Source organism: Bacillus sp. MUM 13 (assembly GCF_001866725.1).
Classification (GTDB): Bacteria; Bacillota; Bacilli; order Bacillales; family DSM-1321; genus Peribacillus.
Genome location: NZ_MLYQ01000017.1, coordinates 1 through 20,972, shown reverse-complemented (window position 1 = coordinate 20,972; position 20,972 = coordinate 1). Strand labels below are relative to the sequence as shown.

19 protein-coding genes are annotated in these 20,972 nt (G+C 40.8%); 11 read left to right on the top strand and 8 right to left on the bottom strand.

Translation table 11 applies throughout. The annotated features are described in order from the left end of the window. Window positions 1-40: 40 nt before the first annotated feature. A complete protein-coding gene (locus BIV59_RS05715) occupies window positions 41-337 on the bottom strand; it encodes a hypothetical protein (protein WP_071350499.1) in 297 nt (98 codons plus the stop codon). Between the two features lie 89 nt (window positions 338-426). Beyond that, entirely contained in the window at window positions 427-1,269 is an 843-nt protein-coding gene (locus BIV59_RS05710) for a DUF1206 domain-containing protein (RefSeq protein WP_170846091.1), read from the bottom strand. Between the two features lie 270 nt (window positions 1,270-1,539). On the opposite strand from BIV59_RS05710, the gene BIV59_RS05705 reads away from it, so the two are divergent. The 4 genes from BIV59_RS05705 (at window position 1,540) to BIV59_RS05690 (ending at window position 7,559) form a co-directional block, all read left to right on the top strand. Continuing rightward, a complete protein-coding gene (locus BIV59_RS05705) occupies window positions 1,540-2,604 on the top strand; it encodes a DUF5105 domain-containing protein (RefSeq protein WP_071350498.1) in 1,065 nt (354 codons plus the stop codon). 12 nt (window positions 2,605-2,616) lie between these two features. Continuing rightward, entirely contained in the window at window positions 2,617-3,750 is a 1,134-nt protein-coding gene (locus tag BIV59_RS22700; RefSeq protein WP_083392059.1) for a TcaA second domain-containing protein, read from the top strand. 374 nt (window positions 3,751-4,124) lie between these two features. Beyond that, window positions 4,125-4,460 carry a hypothetical protein gene (locus tag BIV59_RS05695; protein WP_071350497.1) on the top strand — a complete coding sequence of 112 codons (336 nt, stop codon included), beginning with the start codon at window positions 4,125-4,127 and terminating at the stop codon, window positions 4,458-4,460. A 375-nt stretch (window positions 4,461-4,835) separates the two neighbouring features. Beyond that, a complete protein-coding gene (locus BIV59_RS05690; RefSeq protein ID WP_071350496.1) occupies window positions 4,836-7,559 on the top strand; it encodes a P-loop NTPase family protein in 2,724 nt (907 codons plus the stop codon). Between the two features lie 133 nt (window positions 7,560-7,692). On the opposite strand, the gene BIV59_RS05685 is transcribed toward BIV59_RS05690, so the two are convergent. Further along, complete coding sequence (locus tag BIV59_RS05685; protein ID WP_083392058.1) at window positions 7,693-8,055, bottom strand: hypothetical protein; 363 nt, start codon at window positions 8,053-8,055, stop codon at window positions 7,693-7,695. Window positions 8,056-8,407: 352 nt separating this feature from the next. On the opposite strand from BIV59_RS05685, the gene BIV59_RS05680 reads away from it, so the two are divergent. The 7 genes from BIV59_RS05680 to BIV59_RS05650 all read left to right on the top strand — a co-directional run bounded on the left by BIV59_RS05680 (window position 8,408) and on the right by BIV59_RS05650 (window position 16,211). Further along, complete coding sequence (locus tag BIV59_RS05680; protein ID WP_071350494.1) at window positions 8,408-9,394, top strand: hypothetical protein; 987 nt, start codon at window positions 8,408-8,410, stop codon at window positions 9,392-9,394. Between the two features lie 192 nt (window positions 9,395-9,586). Further along, the gene (locus tag BIV59_RS05675) at window positions 9,587-10,348 is read left to right on the top strand and encodes an alpha/beta hydrolase (RefSeq protein ID WP_071350493.1); all 762 of its coding nucleotides are present in this window, start codon (window positions 9,587-9,589) and stop codon (window positions 10,346-10,348) included. 126 nt (window positions 10,349-10,474) lie between these two features. Further along, window positions 10,475-11,182: a response regulator transcription factor gene (locus BIV59_RS05670; RefSeq protein WP_071350492.1), complete on the top strand. Its 708-nt coding sequence runs from the start codon at window positions 10,475-10,477 to the stop codon at window positions 11,180-11,182. Continuing rightward, a complete protein-coding gene (locus BIV59_RS05665; RefSeq protein ID WP_240501857.1) occupies window positions 11,154-12,608 on the top strand; it encodes a sensor histidine kinase in 1,455 nt (484 codons plus the stop codon). The genes BIV59_RS05670 and BIV59_RS05665 overlap by 29 nt, the downstream gene beginning before the upstream one ends. 225 nt (window positions 12,609-12,833) lie before the next feature. Beyond that, window positions 12,834-14,129 carry an Nramp family divalent metal transporter gene (locus tag BIV59_RS05660; RefSeq protein WP_071350491.1) on the top strand — a complete coding sequence of 432 codons (1,296 nt, stop codon included), beginning with the start codon at window positions 12,834-12,836 and terminating at the stop codon, window positions 14,127-14,129. Window positions 14,130-14,306: 177 nt separating this feature from the next. Beyond that, window positions 14,307-15,536 (top strand): S1C family serine protease, encoded by a 1,230-nt coding sequence (locus tag BIV59_RS05655; RefSeq protein ID WP_071350490.1) that lies wholly within the window; start codon window positions 14,307-14,309, stop codon window positions 15,534-15,536. Window positions 15,537-15,977: 441 nt separating this feature from the next. Continuing rightward, complete coding sequence (locus BIV59_RS05650; protein ID WP_071350489.1) at window positions 15,978-16,211, top strand: hypothetical protein; 234 nt, start codon at window positions 15,978-15,980, stop codon at window positions 16,209-16,211. Between the two features lie 114 nt (window positions 16,212-16,325). Here the strand turns inward: BIV59_RS05650 and qoxD are convergent, their stop codons facing one another. From qoxD to BIV59_RS23175, 5 genes are all read right to left on the bottom strand, one after another. Next, window positions 16,326-16,613, bottom strand: a complete 288-nt coding sequence (gene qoxD / locus BIV59_RS05645; protein ID WP_071350488.1) for a cytochrome aa3 quinol oxidase subunit IV — start codon at window positions 16,611-16,613, stop codon at window positions 16,326-16,328. A 1-nt stretch (window position 16,614) separates the two neighbouring features. Next, the gene (qoxC, locus tag BIV59_RS05640) at window positions 16,615-17,211 is read right to left on the bottom strand and encodes a cytochrome aa3 quinol oxidase subunit III (RefSeq protein WP_071350487.1); all 597 of its coding nucleotides are present in this window, start codon (window positions 17,209-17,211) and stop codon (window positions 16,615-16,617) included. Further along, a complete protein-coding gene (qoxB, locus tag BIV59_RS05635; RefSeq protein ID WP_071350486.1) occupies window positions 17,208-19,151 on the bottom strand; it encodes a cytochrome aa3 quinol oxidase subunit I in 1,944 nt (647 codons plus the stop codon). Before qoxB ends, qoxC begins: the two co-directional genes overlap by 4 nt. 59 nt (window positions 19,152-19,210) lie before the next feature. Continuing rightward, on the bottom strand, window positions 19,211-20,119 hold the full coding sequence (gene qoxA, locus BIV59_RS05630; protein ID WP_071350485.1) for a cytochrome aa3 quinol oxidase subunit II: 909 nt from the start codon (window positions 20,117-20,119) through the stop codon (window positions 19,211-19,213). A 460-nt stretch (window positions 20,120-20,579) separates the two neighbouring features. After that, the gene (locus BIV59_RS23175; RefSeq protein WP_139194315.1) at window positions 20,580-20,714 is read right to left on the bottom strand and encodes a BA3454 family stress response protein; all 135 of its coding nucleotides are present in this window, start codon (window positions 20,712-20,714) and stop codon (window positions 20,580-20,582) included. Window positions 20,715-20,972 lie beyond the last annotated feature (258 nt).

Below are 20,972 nucleotides of genomic sequence, written 5' to 3'. Positions count from 1 at the left end.
AAGGCCCGAAAAGCCATTCTTCTCTTTAAAGGAATTAGGCTCAAAAATGGCGGGCAATGACCGGTTCCATGCATAGCAGAACACACAGGGCATACGAAATAAGAGTCGTTTTTTTTGATAGCTTTCTGAGGCTGTATCCCGGTGTCCATCCTGTAAATTGCAGTTTGTTTCTGTATAAAACGAATAAGAAAATCAAAACTGCCGCCCATATAAACCAAACATCATAGGGCTTTTCTGTCCCTAACGAAGAATAGAAAGAGTTCAGCAAGGCGTACAGGAGGCCTCCGCCCAATAAAAATATAATGATAATCCTTAAAATCTCAAGCAGGACTTTCATGATATTCCTCCCCGTGTAAAAGAATACTATAACATTAACATAATTTTACAGCTGGTTAAAGCCTTATTCCGAACGGGGAGATTACACTTTTAAAGATTTATATGTTTATTTTTTCCTTTTGATATCTGGAATATGCCATATAGTGCGAAGCCTATAGAAACTATGCCCAGCATCCAGGGGCCATAGCTTTGCTGCAGAATTTTCTGAAGCGCTCCATCTAAATTCGTAGGATTATGCGGATTGGCAGTGATGGCCATCCTGATTACGAAGTAACCCAGAAAACCAAATACCGCTCCTCTTGAAACCATGCCGATCTGTCCGGATTTTCTCGTTGCCTGAATTTCCTCTTTACTCATTTCCTGAAGTTTAAATTGCTTCATAAAACTTCCTTTTATTCCTGAGAAAATCGAGTATATTCCGTAAATAATAATGCCTGCCCCAATCAGGCCGATCAGCAAGGGACCATAATCCTGTGCCAGAATTCTCGCCGTCCAGGCCTTTTGTGCGCTGCTTGACTGACCGGCGTGAATGGCAAGCTTAATTGCTTTTGCTGCCAATCCGATGTAGATGATACATGAAATTACATTCCCGGCTTTTCTGAGGCTGCCTTTCATTGGGTCCTCTTTAATCGTTTGAAGTTCGAAAATTTGGATGAGAAGCCAAAGGATGTATCCGGCTAACCCAATGCCGATTAGCCAAAGAAGAACTTCTCCATATGGCTTCGCGGCAACAGCAGCCATTGCCCCATTCGTTCCTTTAGCTTTTGATCCAGCCCCGCATGCTGCCAGAAGAGATAATGCTCCGACTAAGATAAAATTAGTGCCCTTTGCCATAAAACCTGCTCTGGCGGCTTTTCTCGCCCAAGGTTTCATGTGATGAGCGGTTTTTTTAGCATGATATTTTGCATCAGCCTTTGAATGGATGCCTATCATTATCATTCTCCTCCCGCAGATTTGACTGCTACTTCTTTTCTTTCCCGCCTGGCAGATTTAAAAACGCATTGGACCCTTCCTATTTATGGAGAGTCAAAAAATGACTCAATCACACATAAAAGTAATAATTTGGGTTTTGAGGAAAATTAAATAGGGTAATTGAAATTTGTCCGGTTCTTAAACTGGAATTCCGGCTGCGGTATACATATCTAAGAATGTTCAATGCTGACCTGGCTGGAATTGAAAACTTAGTATTAGGGAGGAAACTTTGTGTTAAAAAAGTGGAGTATTACTATTTTATTCGTGGCATTGCTGCTTTCGCTTGCAGCATGCAGCGGGAACGGTGAAAAAGCAGAGGCAGACGGTAAAAGTGATGTAATAGAAGCGGGTATTGAAGGTGCTTCATACATATTGCCTGGAAAAGAAGACGGCATATCTGAAGGTGACCAAAAAAGCGGAATTCTTCAAGTGAATTTAAAAATAAAGAATGTTTCTAAATCATCTATTCGGCTTTCTTCATATGACGGTGTTAAATTCTATGATGGAGATGAGCAGTTAAAACCTAAAGATAGTGTGGCCAACTCCAATCTAGACTTAAGTTACGACACTTCAAGCGGCGAAATTGGTCCTGGGAAGGTACAAAAAGTAACTTATTTCTTTGATGTAGAAAAGGATAAGGAATATAAAATCGGACTGAAGCCCCGCCTTTCTGATTCAATGAAGGAAGCGAATGAAGTTCTGCTGAAGCTTAATACAAAAAAATACGCAGACAGCTTTGATGCTCTCCAGGATCCTGAAAAAGCCTTAATTGCTTATATTGATACCATTTATCTTGACAAAGATAATGCGGATTATGAAAAATATGTCACTGCAGATAAAGCAGCTCTGCAGGACGAAGCACAAAAAACTTTCAGAAATGAAGTGAAGGATGGTGTAGGTGATAGTATTTCGGACAGTGAAGCGGATAAGCATTATGCTACATTTAAATCAATTTTGGCTCAAAAGGCTAAAATGAAGGCAACAACCACTGGGAATGCAAATGGAAAAGCAATCGTAAAATTGGATTATTCATCCGTCTCCCTGGAAGACCTCTATAAAGAAGTTTATAAATACAAAAGTGCCTTCCGTGAAAAAACAGGCATCTATGATACTGATAAAGGCGACCAGTATGCACTTTCTAAGCTGGACCTTGTGCTTAATTCGCTCGATATTGAATCAAACAGGAATCCAGTTGATGTCAAAATGGTGAAAAAAGATGGAAAGTGGACAATCGATAGATCTGATGAGTTTTCCGATTCATTGGTAGATGTATTTGCAAAAGGATATATTTATTAAGGAGCAATGAACATGCCTGGTAAAAAGCGGGGAATTGCAGCTATAGCAGCTGCGGCGGTTATTATCATTATTGCAATTGCAGTCGTTTTTATACAGCAATCCGGCAAGCCGGGAAAGATTGTTGAGCAGTTTGAGTCTGCAGTGGAGCAGAATAAGCCTGATCAGCTTAAAGGGATTATTATAGCAGACAAAAACAGCGCTAAAGTAGACGACAGATCTCTTAAGGCAATGACGGATTATCTGAAGAAGAACAATGATAGCTACGAAACTATCAAAGATAGTCTGAACAAGCAAGCAGAGGATAAGGATTTTACAGATGCAAGCCAGCAAATCAGCCTTGTGAAGCAAGGGAAAACATGGGGCATTTTTGATGATTACAAACTGAAGGCTAAAACCGTCCGCATCAAGGTGACCGGACAGAATGAAGAAGATAAGATCAGCATGGCAGCCGATAAAGGAAGCATGACACTTGAAAAGAAGAAAGACAGCCTTTATGGTCCGGTTCTTCCTGGTAATTATCCGCTTGTAATAACCGTAAATAACAAGCTGGGCACGTTTATAGAAAAGAAAAAGACGGATGCCTGGGGCAATTCAGAGGTTAGTGTTATTATTGATGAAGATAAGCTGGTTCAGAACGATAAAGGAGTCCAAAAAGATATCCTGGAGGCATTGGACCAGTTTAATAGGGATCTGACCATTTATGAAACATCAAACTTTGATACTTCCAAGCTGACAAATGTGACGAATACCATTAAAGAGGGTAGCGCCTATTTAAAGAATAATTTCGAACTGGTAAAGAATTATGTGGACGAAATACACTCTCAATATTTAGGGGCTGTTGTTAATTTAGATGATTTGGATATCTCATATTTTGACAATAAGTGGAGCGCTAGTGCGAAAGCCTTGGTTTCCTATAATAGCGGCATGAAATACAAAAATGCCAGGGTTCAGGATTTGTCTTATAAATCAATCCGCAGCTACTCTCTGCAATATGACCCTGAAAACAAAAAATGGCTTATTGATGACCTAGAGGACAAAGAACCCTTTGGTCCCGAAGAAACGGACTGGGAGCATAAGCAGGAGATGAAGATTGATGACCCCCCTGTTATGAAATGGAGCCGCAAAAGCAAGGGTAGTAAATTGTAAAGATGAGCCAGCCATTTCCGATGGCTGGCTTTTTCAATCAGACTTTCACGTGCAGTCCGCCTCTTATTGCCAATGTGTTTTATTATTCCCCGTTAAGTCTGGTTGATTGGAGCGGGTATCCTTGAACGGAAATCAGAGTGTCTTTTTTCATAGCACGAAAAACAGCCTTATATTTTGAAGCAGAAACAAGTATAAGAAGGCGGGCGTATTCCGGGTTGCCTGTCTGGCAAAGCAATGCATTTGGCTAAAAGGCAAACAGTTTGGATACTAATAGATAATGGTATGTGAGAGCGGTGAGCCTCATTTTGTTCTTTTCTAAAGTCTTATTGTTAAAATAGAAGGAACCAAACTATAAAATAAGGAGTTTTAAATTCATGGGGAAGAATAGTAAAAAGAAAAAGCAAAAAAATATTGTCAGGTACAGCCATGTAAAGGATCACGAAATTATAAAGATGGGTGACTTTAATATTGCAATTGACACAAAAGAAGAAGCGGGAAAAACAGTCCCTATTCATGGAGAAGAAACTACCATTTGCATAGCGCAGATAGCCGGAACGAAAAAGTGGTCACTATGGGAAGAAGCGGCTGGCCGCCAATTTCTGTCCACTGAACGATATGAATCTAAAGAGGCGGCACGGAAAGCCGCTGAAACTATGGTTAATCAATCAAGGGAAATTTACGAGCATATCATTAAGTCCGTTGAAGGGTGATTAATGGCCGTTTCTGTAAGGTTCAGAACCATAGTCCCGGTTTGGCATCTACTTTCGCTGTCCATTCTCCTGCAGAGGGCTCCTGCGCTGTAATAATATTATTGCTGGAATAACTTATTGATTTTCTTTTTACATGTAAAAATCCTTTGATGTATTTCCATTACAGGAAAACATTGACGCTAAATTGTAAGGTAAATGAAATCTATAGAGCTGTTTATTTTGCTAAAATAATATGTTAGGAGTCTATCTTTTTAGTTTATAAAATTGGTGTTTATTTTACAGTTAAAGAAGGTAATGGATTGGTAAGGACAGTTCACTGCAGTATATGGCGGGGAGCTGCAAAAATATATTACATTAACATGGCGGGGGACAGAAATGATTTCAGAAAATTTATTAATAAATAAGAAATTTTATGAAACATTGATTGGGGAAAGCGAAACAGCACATCCCATTCAGATATTGGGAGAGGCGTATCTTGAACGGCAAAAAAGTGATGTTCCGGAGCTTGCTTCCATACGGTTTGCTCAGGGGGAGGTTTATTTTCACTCTAAGGACTATGAAACGGCAGTTTTTAAATGGGAGAACATTGACTCTGAATTAAGTTCATGGGCAAACAAAAATATAGCTGATGCTTATTATGAGCTTGAAATGCTTTCCATGGCTGAAGAAAAGTATAAGTCCATTTCAACAGACGATCTTGTGCTAAGGGCAGAAGTCGCTCTTCAGCTTTTTTCACTATACATAGAAGAAAAAAGGTTCGATCTGGCTTCAAAAACAATTAAAGATGTTGTCTCGTTTTATCCGGATTATCCCAATGTATCAGAAGTGGCGCGTGCCTTTTTTGAGGAGCAGCAGGATTGGAACAGCGGCATCGAGCTTGCGATGAGCGAAAGTATGCGTACAGGATATCTTCATTGGTTCGATGTGCTTCTAGGGTATATCGACAGCGGATATACGGAAGATCTGCCTCCTGATTATTTCATCCCTATGCTGAAGTCGCTTTATGATGCAGACAGGAACCGATTTGAAAAAGTTGTGCTCTCACTATGGGGTATATACAGGAAACAGGATACGTACTTTGCATGGCTTGCATCTATTAACTCTCTTATATCCGAAGCTGAAATCAATCAATTTGATTCATGGACAGATTTATCGCAGGTTTATCAAAGAACATACCTGGAGCTGATTGACGGAAGCTATTTGATTAAAGACATACAGTTTGCAGTTCCTCAGGTATTAATGAATTGGCTGAAGCTTTCAGAAGACCAAAACGCATTATTCGCAGCTGCTGCTGTTCTCTCATGGAGCGAGAATTTTCAAGGCAGCATCCCAGACAGCGTGGCCAATGATGCCGAAACGGTATTGATGAAGTCAAGAAAACACCCGGATTCGCTTCGCGAGAGCAAAGCTCTCTTTGAAAGCATCCTCCATTGGGCGAGCAGGCATGAACTGCAAATCGGGGAGAAAACCAAGTGGATGGCAGATCTCCTATCGAATATTCAAATCCAACAGATTCTTGTTGCAGGAACTGGAGAGTCAGATAAATCGCTGTTTGTTAATTTTCTGAGCGGCGAAGAAATTACAAAACCAGACACATCTGTTTTCACTTCAATAAGTGATAGCGACATAGCACAAATCACCGAGATATCTCCAAGCGGCATTATACCGCTGGATGAATTAGAAGCGATCTCTCTCAGCCGGCGCCAGCGGGATTCTGTATTTGAAGTGAAATTCCCTTCTGAATTTCTGCAGAGCCAATCAATTGGTCTGATTGATACACCCGTATTAAACGGGCAGGCAGGGATAAGAGAAGAATTGCTGGAAAGCACACATGCCGCAGATGGAATACTTTATGTACTTGATGCAAGTGCTCCGTTTACGGAAAGAGAACGAACGATTTTGCTTGATATTAAGAAAGAGTCCCCTTATCAGCACATCCACTTTATCCTAAACAGGATGGAGAAGATTTATAATGAACAAGATGCAATTCGTGTACTGGAAGAAACCACAGCCCGAATTCGCGAGTATTTTCCTGCAGCATCTGTTTTTGCGTGGTCCGCAAATTACCAGGGTCAAAAACAGCTGAATGATCTTGCAGAGTTCCTTGCCTATGGATTCCCTAAGGGAAATCTGGCAGAGGAGCGGACAGAACGGATTTTATACTTTACCAGAAAAACATTATCTGACCTGCTGGAAGGACGAAGGGACATGGAGAATGGCTATATAGATTCTATCCAATGGAATGAAGAAATGGCCGTAAAGCTTAATGGTGCCATTAATCAGCTTCATGATAATGAAAAAGAAAAAATGAGAATACTTAAATCATCCTACAGGGCAATTAAAGAAGAAGTGAAAAATGACCTGACAACTGAAATTCCGAAAATACTGCGCAAGTGTGCAAATCTTTTGAATGAAGACAGTGATTTCCGCCGTGTGCATATTGATTTGAATGATGCCATGAACTCGAAAATCCAGGAATTTATTAATCAGACGGTATCTCCTAAATTTTATCGCAGTCTGCAGGATTGGATTGCTGTTTCGCAGGAAGAGTTTTCTCAAAGCCAGTTTTATCTTGAGGAAATGTCAGATGGCTTTAACACCTTGTATGGAGATGACCGGATTCAGCTGGAGTGTGATTTCAAAGTTCTGGATGACTGGAGACGCGATGCAGACCGGATGACAAGCGGGGTTTATAGCGATGAAGTCAATATTCTGATGCGGCATACTCCTTCACAGCTTCTTCTTAAAGGAGCAGGGAAGCTGTTAGGGGCCATTGCCCAAAATAAGTCTGCGCTGTATACAAGGTATAAAAAATTCCTTGAAACGATGGACTATGACGATGTAGCAGAGAGCATTGCAAAAAAATATTTATCACAGTTTGATTTGTTTGAAAAATCGTTAGACCGTGATATTTCCCTATTCTTCAGATACCCTTTGAATGTATTAAACCAAGCGGTTACCGCCTCTCATAAAGAAATCAAGGAAAGCCAGGAAGCACTTGATAAAATGAGGGAAAACCCTGAAGTATATCTGGATCCCATTACATTATATGAGGTTAAACTGCGTCAATATGAATGGATGATGAATGCAGGCAAATAGAAAAAAATGTTTCCGCAAATCGCGGAAACATTTTTTTTGGGATGACCGTATTGTCATAACTCCACTATTAATCAGCCAGCCTTTTCCAGTAATAGTCTTTGGTACTCAGCAATGGGCTTGCTTCAAGATAATACTATTGTTTAAAGCGCTGCATATCCTTTCTTTCCTGATAATTGTCATCTTCGAGTATTCCCATTTCTTCAATGAACCTCCGCGATTGTTCATTTCCCAATTTATAAATCATGGCGTAGATATTCTGAATCGTCCGGTCATATTTCCCGTTTTGAGAATCCTTGTGATATTCCTCATAAGGAATATGTGAACGGACATATGTTTTCATGTCAGCCGTATGATTTTTTTCGAGATAGCTTTTTAGTTCATTTACTTCACTGTCGTTTGCTTCAATGACAAAACTCGGATTTTCTTCTTTGATAGACTCAAGAAGCACATCTCCCCCAACAAGATCCACATAGTATGTTCTTTTTTCGGAATCCATTACATCCATCTCCTTTTTCCTTTTCTTACCTGTTCTCTACCACAAATTAAATCAAGATAACCCTAAATCAGCCAAAGGCAAAAGATTATAAAATAATGGATAAAATAGGGTTAATTTACATGATATAATTTATTTAGGCTGTTTTCGTAAACATTGTTGCTATGGAGCAAGGTGCTGATTTCCGCTAATCTAAGCAGGAGTCCCGCACCCGACCTTATTTAATAATAAGACGGCCTTCACAGAACTCATTAAGAAACAACAATCTTTAAGAAAAGAGCCTTTATTTATTAATAATCCCTAACACTAGCAGATTTAAATCAAGGAGCGGGACACATAATCGGGAGGACATCGCATGAAAAAAGCAGGTTTATTATTGGTTTCACTGGCTCTATTGACAGGCTGCACATCAAAAGTATACAGCAGCAATATGGAGCTTGGGAAAGACCAGCTGAAGGATGGACATTATCAGGAAGCTTCTGAAGCCTTCAGCAAAGCATTTAAGGATAATCGGACAAATGAGGCAAAAGAGCTTATGAAGGCTTCAAAATATATGGAAGAAGGCACAAAAGCTTTTAATGAAGGAGACTTTAAGGTCTCGGTTTCTTTTTTTAAAAAGGTTCTGGATATGAAGGCAGAGCAGCAGGAAGACAAGGACCTTAAGAAGAAAGCAAAAGAATGGATGGAAAAAGGTGTACTTGCAGACAGACAAAGCACTGAACTGAAAGCCAAATTAAGTGATGGGCTAACAGCCCTGAATCAAAAAAAATTCGATGAAGCAAGCAAACAGTTTCAGGAGGTTGCTGAAAAATCAGCGGATCCTTCTCTTAAAGAAGAAGCCAATGCTCTGATCAAACAGGCCGCTGACCAAAAACAGGCTTACAGTAAAACAGCATCCATCAAGCCTTCAGAAGAAAAGAATGACTCAGTAGAACAGGCCGGTTCAAAAGAAAAGAATGACTCAGTAAAGGAACAGGACGGTTCTAAAGAAGAAGAAGAACAAAAGGAGCCGGCAGCGGAGGTCCCTAAGGAAAAGGAAGAATCAGCGCCAAAACCGAATGAGCCTAAACCCTCCGCAGGCAAGAAAAACGATGACAAGCATGGCCAAACGGCTAAAAGCCTGACACACAGCGAAGCAGAAAAGCTTGTGAAAAGCTTTTTGCACATGGAGAATTCTTCAAACATCAAAGCACAGTATGATCATGATGCAGACAATGGAGATTATATCATCCATGTATTTGAAGTAGTCATCGATAATCCTAAAACCAAGGAAGGGCATACAGCCACATGGGGATGGTATGGAGTGAACCCAAAGACTAAAAAGGTTTATGAGGCCATTTAAATAGCTTAAATAATCCTTGATAGCCTGACACAATTTTTGTTAAACGATCAGCTAATACAAATTTTAAGAAAACAGCCCCCCTGCTAATATAAATACCAAGTGCCCCGGCACAGATGAGTTTTGCAGGAAATAAAGGGCAGATCGGCGAACTTCTATTATGATTGCTACTTTAATCAGAAAGGAGACAGAAATATGGCTGAACAATATCCGATCTTAAAAGGAGCAGAGCCATTTTATTTTGAAGGAAACAGGACGGGCATTCTCATATCCCATGGTTTTACAGGTACGGCGCAAAGTATGCGGCCAATTGCGGAGGCTTATGCTGCCAAGGGATATACGGTATGCTTGCCAAGGCTTAAAGGACATGGCACCCATTATGAAGAACTGGAGTCAACTGCACGCGGCGACTGGATGGCTTCGGTGGAAGAAGGGTATCAATGGCTGAAAAAGCGCTGTGACAGGATTGCAGTCACTGGTCTTTCCATGGGAGGCACATTGATTCTTTATCTTGCAGAAAAACATCCTGAAATTGAGGCTGTGATACCAATCAATGCAGCAATAGATTTGGAAAAAATGGGCGCAGGGAAGGATTTAAGCAATACAAGATATATGGATGCTATTGGTTCGGATATTAAGAATCCGGCTGTTTCAGAGCTCGCTTATGAGAAAACACCTGTAAAATCACTGATGGAGCTGGTTTCTTTAACAGATGAAGTGAGAGCTGAACTTAGCCGTATATCATGTCCCGCACTTATTTTTGTATCCGAGGAAGACCATGTAGTGCCACCGGATAATGCTGAGGTGATTTATGAAGGCATTTCTTCTGAGGAGAAGAAGATTGTGACTCTTCAAAACAGCTATCATGTGGCAACACTGGACTTTGACCAGACCCTGATTATTGAAGAGTCACTGGCCTTTATAGAAAAAGTCTGCAGTCAGACATTACATGAATAATGCCGGCAATTTGAAAGAGACATTCCTGTCTCTTTTTTTATGCGCTGCAAAGAATAAATTATTTGCTAATCTTCGATGATAGTCTTAATTTAAGATAAAGAACTACAATCTAAAGGAGAATGCAAGATGGATATCCTTGTAATAGAAGATAATGAAAGTGTTAGTTCCATGCTGGAAATGTTTTTTGCTAAAGAGGGGCTGAACGGGGAATTTATTACAAACGGAAAGGATGGATATGAGCGTTATAAATCCGGATCTTGGGATTTGCTTATCCTTGACTGGATGCTGCCTGGAATGGACGGGGTCACCATTTGCCGCAAGATCAGAGAGGAAGGCAGCAGGATTCCTATTATCATGCTGACCGCTAAAGACAGTGAATCAGACCAGGTGCTGGGGCTTGAGCTTGGGGCAGATGATTATGTTACCAAACCCTTCAGCCCGCTTGCCTTAATGGCAAGAATCAAGGCCGTTTCACGAAGATATGAAAAGGAAAGCAATGAGGGGGACAGGGAGGGCCATTATATAAAGACCCGCCATTTTAAAATAAGCAAAGAAACAAGAGAAGTCTTTTTAGACGGAGCCCCTGTTTCGAACCTCACCCCCAAGGAATTCGATCTCTTGTATTATCTGATTACCAACCCGCGGCAGGTTTTTTCAAGAGAACAGCTGCTGGAACGGGTTTGGGGCTACCAGTTTTATGGAGATGAAAGAACAGTGGATGTACATATAAAGAGGCTTCGCAATAAAATAGGGTCCCAACGAAAGCCTATGCTTCATACGGTGTGGGGAGTGGGATATAAATTCGATGAAGCTGCGGATGCCCATGAAGAATAGAATGATCTTGCTGCTTCAGAAACTAAGGGTTAATTATATCTATCAAATGCTTGGAAGCCATATCAGTGTCTTGCTCGTAGCGTTTATTGTGCTGAGTCTTCTTTTTGCAAATTATGTAGAAAGACTGGTTTATCAGAATAAGACGGATGAATTGATCACCTATGGGAGGAGCATTCTTGATAAATTTGAGAAAAATCCACAAGGCCCTGTAGCGACGCTTGAGCAATTTTATACCGTCCTGAATGCCCGTAATATCAACTTCAGCATCTTCGATGAAAATCAAAACATTGTGTACCCTTTTACTGGAAGGCTATCTAAATTTGTTCCGACCCGCAATGAGTGGAAACAGATTTCTGAAGGAAGGACCGTTGTCATTAAAAGGGAAAACCAGCGCTTCGGACAGGAGGTTTCAATGGTTGTGCTTCCTTATATAAGAAATGGAAACCTCCTGGGTGGAATCCTGCTGATTTCCCCTATCAGCGGTTCTGCGGAAATGATCAGTGAAATCAACCATTACCTGCTTTATACAGTGCTGATAGCGCTCGCCGTTTCCTTTTTGTTCAGCTGGGTTCTCTCTAGAATCCATGTTTCCCGGATCAAAAGAATCAGGGAGGCGACTTCAATGATTTCTTCAGGAAAGTATGATGTCCATGTACCTTCATCAGCGCTGGATGAGATTGGCGATCTTGGAAATGACTTTAACAAAATGGCTGAAAGACTGAAGGCTTCGTATGAAGAAATCGAGGTGCTGGAAAACAGGAGAAGGCAGTTTATGGCGGATGTTTCTCATGAACTTAGGACGCCTCTTGCTACAATCAGGGGAATGATCGAGGGATTACAGGATGGCATCATTCCCGAGGAAGACAGGGAAAAAGGAATCAAGCTCGCAAGCAAGGAAACAAAGAGGCTGATTCGGCTTGTGAATGAGAATTTGGATTATGAAAAAATCCGATCTAACCAAATCAAGCTGAATAAGGAGCATATCGAGCTTTCCGAAATGCTTGAAATAATCAAGGAACAGCTTTTGTTTCAGGCTGAAGAAAAAAATAACGTGCTTTTAGCAGAAGCAGACAGTAATGCCAAGGTTTATGCCGATTATGACCGTTTAACGCAGATTTTAATTAATATTGCGAAAAATAGCATCCAGTTTACTGAAAATGGAACCATTTGGTTCAGAGGGAAATCAGAAATGAATCAGACAGTCATTGAGATTGAAGATACTGGAAAGGGAATTGATCCGAAAGAAATTGAGTCTATCTGGAGGCGTTTCTATAAAGCAGACCTTTCGAGAAGCAGCACCCCCTATGGAGAATTTGGGCTCGGCCTATCCATTGTCAAACAGCTGGTCCAGCTCCATAACGGCGAAATTGATGTGACAAGCGAAAAAGGAAAAGGCACAAAGTTTGTTATTCGCCTGCCTGAATAAATACCACCCCGCGTCCGGATATATTCCGGCCGCTTTTGTTTTGCCTGTAGAGAGCATAAAGAAGGCAGGCATTCTGAATAATAATGAAATGATAATAAATATTTTTTTATTTAATCAGGATTATTCACCTTTTTCAAGTGGAAGTTGTATAATGAACTAAAAGTTGGGTATAGGAAAGAAATATAGTACAGGTTAAATAAAAGCTTTGGGATGAGGTGAACAAACATGAATACGCAGCAAAAGGCCATGTCTAATAAGAAAACTTACTCTGCCGCAGATGACTCCATTTCAGGAAATCGAAAAGGGCTGTTTGCTCTATTGCCTTTTATCGGGCCCGCCTTTGTAGCGTCGATTGCTTATCTCGATCCGGGCAACTACGCGACGAACATTTCGGGTGGTGCCCAATTTGGGTTTAAATTATTATGGGTCATAGTCATTGCCAATATCATGGGGATTTTATTTCAAAATATGTCGGCGAAGCTTGGCATTGCCACCGGAAAAAACCTGCCGGAGCTTTGCAGGGAAACCTTTCCGAAAAAGTCGGCTATCATCATGTGGATATTGTCCGAGCTTGCCTCCATGGCAACAGAATTAGCTGAGTTTCTTGGTGCGACCCTTGCACTGAATCTGCTGTTTGATATTCCGATGATTATCGCCGTTATTATTAACGGAATTATAACGTATGTTATTGTGGCCATGGAGCGCTATGGTTTCCGGCCGTTGGAAAAGATTATTACAGCATTCGCACTTCTAATCGGCTTATGCTATATTGTAGAAATGTTTTATTCCAAGCCCCCGATAGACCAGGTGGCGTACCATAGCATTGTACCATGGATTGGAAACAGCCAAAGCATCATGCTTGCAGTTGGAATCATCGGGGCCACGATTATGCCTCATGCGGTATTCCTTCATTCCAGCTTAACGCAAAAACGTGTTGTACCTAAAAATGATGCACAAAAATTAAAACTTCAAAAATACAGCACAATTGAAATATTCCTGGCAATGGGCCTTGCTGGTGTTGTGAATCTGGCAATGATGGTCATGGCAGCATCCGTTTTCTACGAATCAGGCCATACTTCTGTAGGAAGCATTGAAACGGCCTATGTAACTCTAATTCCTCTGCTTGGGCATGCTGCCGCCTCTGTATTTATTGTTTCCTTGCTCGTTTCCGGGGTTTCGAGCTCAGTGGTTGGAACGATGGCAGGCCAGGTGATTATGCAGGGATTCGTTAATTTCACCATTCCTGTGTGGCTCCGCAGAGTCATTACAATGGTCCCTGCTGCCATAGTTGTTACACTTGGACTAGATCCTACACAAACGCTGGTTGTGAGCCAGGTTATACTAAGCATAGTGCTTCCGCTTCCATTGGTCCTGCTAATTTACTTTACAAGGAAAAAGGAACTGATGGGCAATCTTGTCAACAAAAAAACGACTACGGTTATTGCCTGCATTTTTGCGGCTGTCATTCTAACGCTTAATATTGTCTTGATCGTCGATGTCATTTCTTCTATTCTTTCATAAATGTAAAGGCAGGCTGCTCAGTATAGGCAGCCTGCTTATTTTTGTCTGGAAAATGGATGCCTTTCATTATGCGTGATCTCCTGAATTATTAATAATCGTTTCATTCTTTGTTAATAATTTGGTCATAATTACTGGTTATGATAAAAATATAATCGGTAATCAGGGGAGGAATAAATCATGGAAAACAATTTGCACGAAGAAGAAAATTATACTCAGCAGCAAAGGCAGAAGCCTAAAAATGGGCGGTCAATATGGTTTTACTCAGGCGTTTCAAGTATTGTCGGCTCACTTGTGACAAGTACGGTTTTCTTGGCTGGAGGTAACTATTTTCATGATACGCATACAGCCTCTAATGCAGCACAGCCGAAAACGGCAGTACAAAGCAGCAGCCAAAATTCAAAACTAAATGTCCAAAATACCTCATATAATAAAGGATCATCAAATATTGCAGATATGGTAGAGAAATCATCAAAGGCAGTAGTCGGTGTTGTTAACTTGCAGGCTGGGAATAATGGAGACCTTTTTTCACAGGATACAACAAGCCAAAACGTTGAAGCTGGTTCAGGTTCAGGTGTCATTTATAAAAAAGAAAATGGAAGTGCATATATTGTTACCAATAACCATGTTATTGAGGATGCCAAGGAAGTGCAGGTTGCACTCTCTAATGGAGTAAAAACTAAAGCGAAGATTGTTGGAGCAGATCCTTTATCCGATTTAGCCGTATTAAAAATCGACGGAAGCAAGGCTCCTGATGCGCTCAGCTTTGGGGACTCCGATTCCCTGCGAGCAGGGGACCAAGTGATTGCAATCGGCAATCCTCTTGGACTTGATTTATCTCGTACAGTTACAGAAGGTATTGTAAGCGCCGTAGGAAGGACAGTACCCGTTTCCACCTCACAGGGTGAATGGGAATTGAACGTTATACAGACAGATGCAGCCATTAACCCTGGAAATAGCGGAGGAGCCTTAATTAATTCAAATGGAGAGGTAATTGGCATCAACAGCATGAAGATCTCAGAAAGCGGCGTGGAGGGCTTAGGATTTGCACTGCCGAGCAACGATGTGCTTCCAATTGTTAATCAATTGATTAAAGACGGAAAGGTGAAGCGTCCATATATCGGTGTGAGCTTGTCAAACTTGGATGAACTGCCGCAGTATTATCTCCAGAATGCACCTAAGAACTTGAAAAGCGGTGTAATGGTTACAGGAGTCGATCCTAAATCAGCTGCTGCGAGAAGCGGTATCCTTGAGCAGGATATCATTGTTTCAATCAATGGAAAGAAAGTCGCGAATTCGTCGGAGCTAAGAAAATATCTGTACACGAAGGTTGGTTCAAATGATAAAGTAACCCTGGGTGTTTACCGGGGCGATATTAAAAAAACTGTAACTGTGCAGCTTGGAAATTAAATTACCATAAACAAAGAGAGCAGAAGTAATTTGCTCTCTTTTTGCTGTTATTTAGATATCAGGAATTAATAAAGCTTTGAGGTCCGCATAGGGGCGGCTGCAAGATTTACTATAGTACCTTGCTAATTGGAACGGAAAGCAGCAATGTGAAGTGTGGCAGAGCCCTGCGAAAAAAATTTTTTTATGGTGATTAAGGAAAAATTCATTCCTTTGAAATAGTATTATTCCAACGATCTTAAATCTGAATTATCTGTAAACAATACCAGGCCTGCTTGTACACTTCATGTTTCAAATATATATAGGGTAATTAATTTTTTTGAAAAAATAAACTGATGCACAATAATAAAATAAATGCAATAGCATATAATGAATTATATATGAAAACTATTTGACAAATTTGTGAACAGAAGTAAAATAGAAAGTACAAAGGAGATGGAAAATATGGATGAAAACAAAATGAAAGCGCTGAATATTGTGAGAACTGCTGCAATCCTTGGCTGCTTATTAGGTTTTGGTTTATTTGTAATTGGCATGTTTGCAAGCGGTTTCAATTACAACCACATAGTATCCATTACGGGAATTATGATCGCACTTAGCTCTGTTTTTGTCTTTGGAGGAGCTCTTATGATTTTGCTAATCAGTGAGGGCGGACCATTTAAGCAAAGAATAAAGTAATGAATAAAGATAAGCAATATGTAAAAAAACCCTGAACGGGAACGGCCCGTTCAGGGTTTTTTCTTTTAGCATCAAGCTGCAGGGCGCAAGGCCCTGCAGCTTTTTAGTTGTAGTTTAGTACTTGTATCCCCAGATCATGGCGAATAGTGTACCAAGGATCGTTACAATACCTACGAATAAAGCATAAGCGACATTCAAGTAGATATGAGACTTATCACGTGATTCACCTACGTGCATGAACATAAGAAGCTGGACGCTTGCCTGTGCAATAGCAGTGATAAGCAAGATAATCATGCCAGCTGTAAAAGAAAGGTCAAAATAGTAAACCGCCAAGGCAACAATTGATAGGATTAATGAGAAAACAAATCCCATTACATGGTGAGCAGGGAATAATTGTTTCATATTACATCATTCCTTTCAAATAGACGAAGCTGTAGATGAAGATCCAGACAACGTCTAAGAAGTGCCAGTAAAGAGAGAAGATAAACGCTTTGTTGGCTGTACCTGCCGTGAAGCCTTCCCTTTTCACCTGAATCAGAATGGCAAGGCCCCAGAATACACCCAAAGTAACGTGAAGTCCGTGTGTTCCAAGCAATGTAAATAATGCAGAAAGGAAACCGCTTGTTTGAATTGTTGCACCATCATGGACATATGTGACAAATTCAGTGATCTCAGTGCTTAAGAACCCAAGGCCCAACAGCAATGTGATGATAAAGAAAGTCATCATGGCTTTCTTGGAACCATGGCGCATGGCGTTAATTCCAAGGCCGATGGTGAAACTGCTTGTAAGAAGCAAGGCAGTTTCAATTAGTACACCTTTAATCTCGAATAATTCATGTGCGCTTGGACCATTACCAAAACGGTTTGAAAGCGTGAAATATACGGAGAAAAGGGTGGAGAAGAGGGCAATTTCAGCCCCTAAGAAGATCCAAAACCCCAGTACCTTTAACCTGTTTTCCTCTGTGCTGTACTCAAGAGGAAGTGAGTTATCTATTTTCATGCTCTGTCACCTCGCAGTGCATTTTCTGTTCTTTCAATTTCTTCTACAGAGATATGGTAGCCATGGTCACGTTCGAATGAACGGTGGATCATAGTACCGAAGATTACTGCTACAGCAACGATTGCTGGAATCCACCAGCTGAATACTGCAAAGAATCCGCCGAAGAAGATTGCTACACCCATGACGAAAGGAACGCCTGTGTTGTTCGGCATATGAATTGGCTCATATTTGCCTTGGAAAATAGGTGTCTCACCTTTTTTAGAGAACCAGAACGCATCCAATTTTTCAATTGTTGGTGTAATGGCAAAGTTGTAAACCGGAATCGGACTGTGAGTAGCCCATTCCAAAGATCTTGCATCCCAAGGGTCACCAGTAGTTTCTCTTGGGCTCTTGCGGATACTGTAATAGATATTGTAAACAAGGATACAGAAACCGATCGCAAGTCCAAGTGCACCCACGAAAGATACCATATTTAACGGGCCATAGCCTGTGCTTGCTGAGTAAGTGTACATACGGCGTGCCATTCCGTTAAGCCCAAGAATGAATAGCGGGAAGAATGCCACGTTGAAGCTGATTGCGATAAACCAGAAAGCAAGCTTTCCAAGTCGTTCGTTCAATTTGAAACCAAAAACTTTAGGGAACCAGAAGTGGAACCCGGCGATTACCGCAAACACTGCTCCTGGAATTAATACGTAGTGGAAATGCGCTACAAGGAACATTGTGTTGTGATACTGATAATCGGCACTTGCCATTGCTAGCATGACGCCTGTAACACCGCCGATTGTGAAAATCGGAATGAATGCCAATGAATAAAGCATCGGTGTAGTGAAAGTGATTTTCCCTTTGCGAAGGGTGAAGAGCCAGTTGAATATCTTAACCCCGGTAGGAACCGCGATAGCCATTGTTGTAATGGAGAAGAATCCATTAACCATTGCTCCGTGCCCCATTGTATAGAAATGGTGAGCCCATACTACGAAAGAAAGCAATGAAATGGCAACCATGCTTATTACCATGGATTTGTAGCCATAAAGGTTTTTGCGTGAAAATGCTGAAATAATTTCACTGTAAATACCGAAAGCAGGCAGGATAACGATATAAACCTCAGGATGTCCCCATACCCAGAATAGGTTGGCCCAAAGCATATCCATACCGCCGTTTTGCATTGTAAAGAACTGTGTGCCAAATTGACGGTCAAACATCATAAGAGCAAGTGCTACAGTCAATACAGGGAAAGCGAAAACGATAATTACGTTTGTAACAAGGATAGACCAAGTAAACATTGGCATTTTCATTAAAGTCATGCCAGGTGCTCTCATTTTCAGAATGGTGACAAGGAAGTTAATACCTGTCAGCAATGTACCGATACCGGCAATCTGAAGTGATAGAGAGTAATAGTTATTTCCTACTGTAGGGCTGAACTCTTTGCTTGCAAGCGGGAAGTATGCAGACCAGCCTGCGTCAGGAGAACCGCCGATAACAAAGGAAATATTGAATAACATAGCTCCGGCAAAGAAAAACCAGAAGCTTACAGCGTTCAAACGAGGGAATGCAACGTCACGCGCTCCGATTTGAAGCGGAGTAACAACGTTCATTAACCCAATAATAAATGGCATAGCCATGAACAGGATCATGATGACCCCATGAGTTGTAAAGATTTCATTATAATGCTGTGCATCAAGCAGGCCATTATCTGGCATAGCAGTTTGAGCACGCATCAATAGTGCGTCGACGCCTCCGCGGAAAAGCATAAGCAAGGCGGCTAAAATGTACATGACACCGATACGTTTATGATCGACAGTTGTCAGCCACTCGCGCCAAAGATATCCCCATTTCTTAAAATAGGTTAATCCTGCAAGAATAGCGATTGAAACGACAACGATACTGACCATGGCTCCGTAAATCATCGGTTCACCGGTTACGAAAAATTCGTCCCATTTCATACGTTTGTGACTCCTTTCTTATTGTTGCTAGAATAGTGGTTCATATTAAGCCACATTATTTATTTGTCGTTGCCCATGTCCATTCCATCCATGTCAGAAGACTTCATATCTGCATCTCCGCCATGGTGGTGGCTGGCATTTTTACCCTCAGGTGCCGGGTTGAATTTTAAGTGAGTAGAAGTGAAAGTCTCACGGCCAACGTGCTCAGCCTTAAGAAGTTTGTTAAATTTAGATTCAGTCAGTTTAGGGGCTGTACTTTTCACATCAGCAACCCATTTCTTATAATCTTTCGGTGAAAGTGACTGTGCTTCGAAATCCATGTCAGCAAATCCCCGTCCTGAGAAGTTGGAGTTTCTGCCCATGAAAGAGCCTGGTGCATTAGCAACTAAACGAAGTTTATTCACCATATCGCTCATTGCATATTTTTGTCCGGCAAGCTGTGGAATCCAGAAGCTTGAGATCGGACCATAAGAATAGAGACGGAATTCAATTGGTCGGTTTGTAGGAATGTTTACATAGTTAACTGTCTCGATATTTTCTTCCGGATAGCTGAAGTGCCATTTCCAGTTAGATGATGCAGCATAGATAACAACAGGTTTTTGTGATTCATAACCCTTAGGAGTCGTTTCAACTGCATTCGTCGTACGGACCGTTACAACTGACAGTACAGCAACGATGATAACCGGAATTGCAATCCAGATTGTTTCAAGAACCTTGCTGCCCTCGTCATGCGGAGGCTCATAATCTTTATCCGCTTTAGAAGCGCGATATTTGGTTAACATAATTACAAAAAGTACATACACGACAAGTAAGATGAAAATCATGACTAAGATGGAGAAAATAATCGTGTCAGATTGCGTTTTAGCGACCGGACCCTTTGGATCAAAGATTAGTAAAGAATTTTCGCAGCCTGAAAGCACTGTGGCAATAGTGAAAATTATAAACAGGAAAGCCCATTTCATTTTCATAATGTACCCCTTTCTTATATAATGGTTAAAACAATTTGTTAGTTATTCAGAAAAAGTGTTAAACATTTCACAAACTGACGTATCTATCTTATTCCCATAGGAGAAAAAATACAATCTAAAGTTACGGAGTGTCACAAAAAGTTCATTTATTATTGGTGAACAATTGGAAGCAGAAACTAAATGCTGGATATATTTAAGTAAGTAAAATATGATGGTTGTTTAGTATTGATATTTTGTAAATCAATATTCTGATATAACTGAAATGATTAAATTATCCAACTTTTTAGAAAATAATGAATATCATCAAACGGCATTCTAATTTCCTGGCATGGCTGAATCAAAGGAAGCCATACTCTGCAATTGAAATTTCTCTATAATATGGAAAGAAAATAATTATTTCATAAAACTAAATAGTATATACCAATGAAAAAGCAGGTATCTCTTGGATGCCTGCTTTAAGTTAATTAGCAACTTGTTTCTGTATCTGTTCCAGTGCGGTTTGGTAAATTTCCTCCTGTGCTGTTTCCCTGCGTGCTATTACATTTGTCTGGTAGCACTTTCCCTGATAATCCAGTTTAACTGTTATTTCGATCACTTGTTACACCTCCGTTATAGCGGAATATTTTTTCTATAGTATATATACCAAAAAACAGCCCTCTTAAAACACATAATCCATTAATAATGGATATTTTTAAATAAGGCTGTTTTCATAAATTTTTCTGCTTTGGAACAAGGGGGTTGATTTCCGTTCCAGGATGCTCGCTTTCCGTGGGGCGGGCGGTGAGCCTCCTCGGCTTCGCCTGCGGGGTCTCACCTTCCCGCTAATCCCACAGGAGTCTCGCACCTTACACTC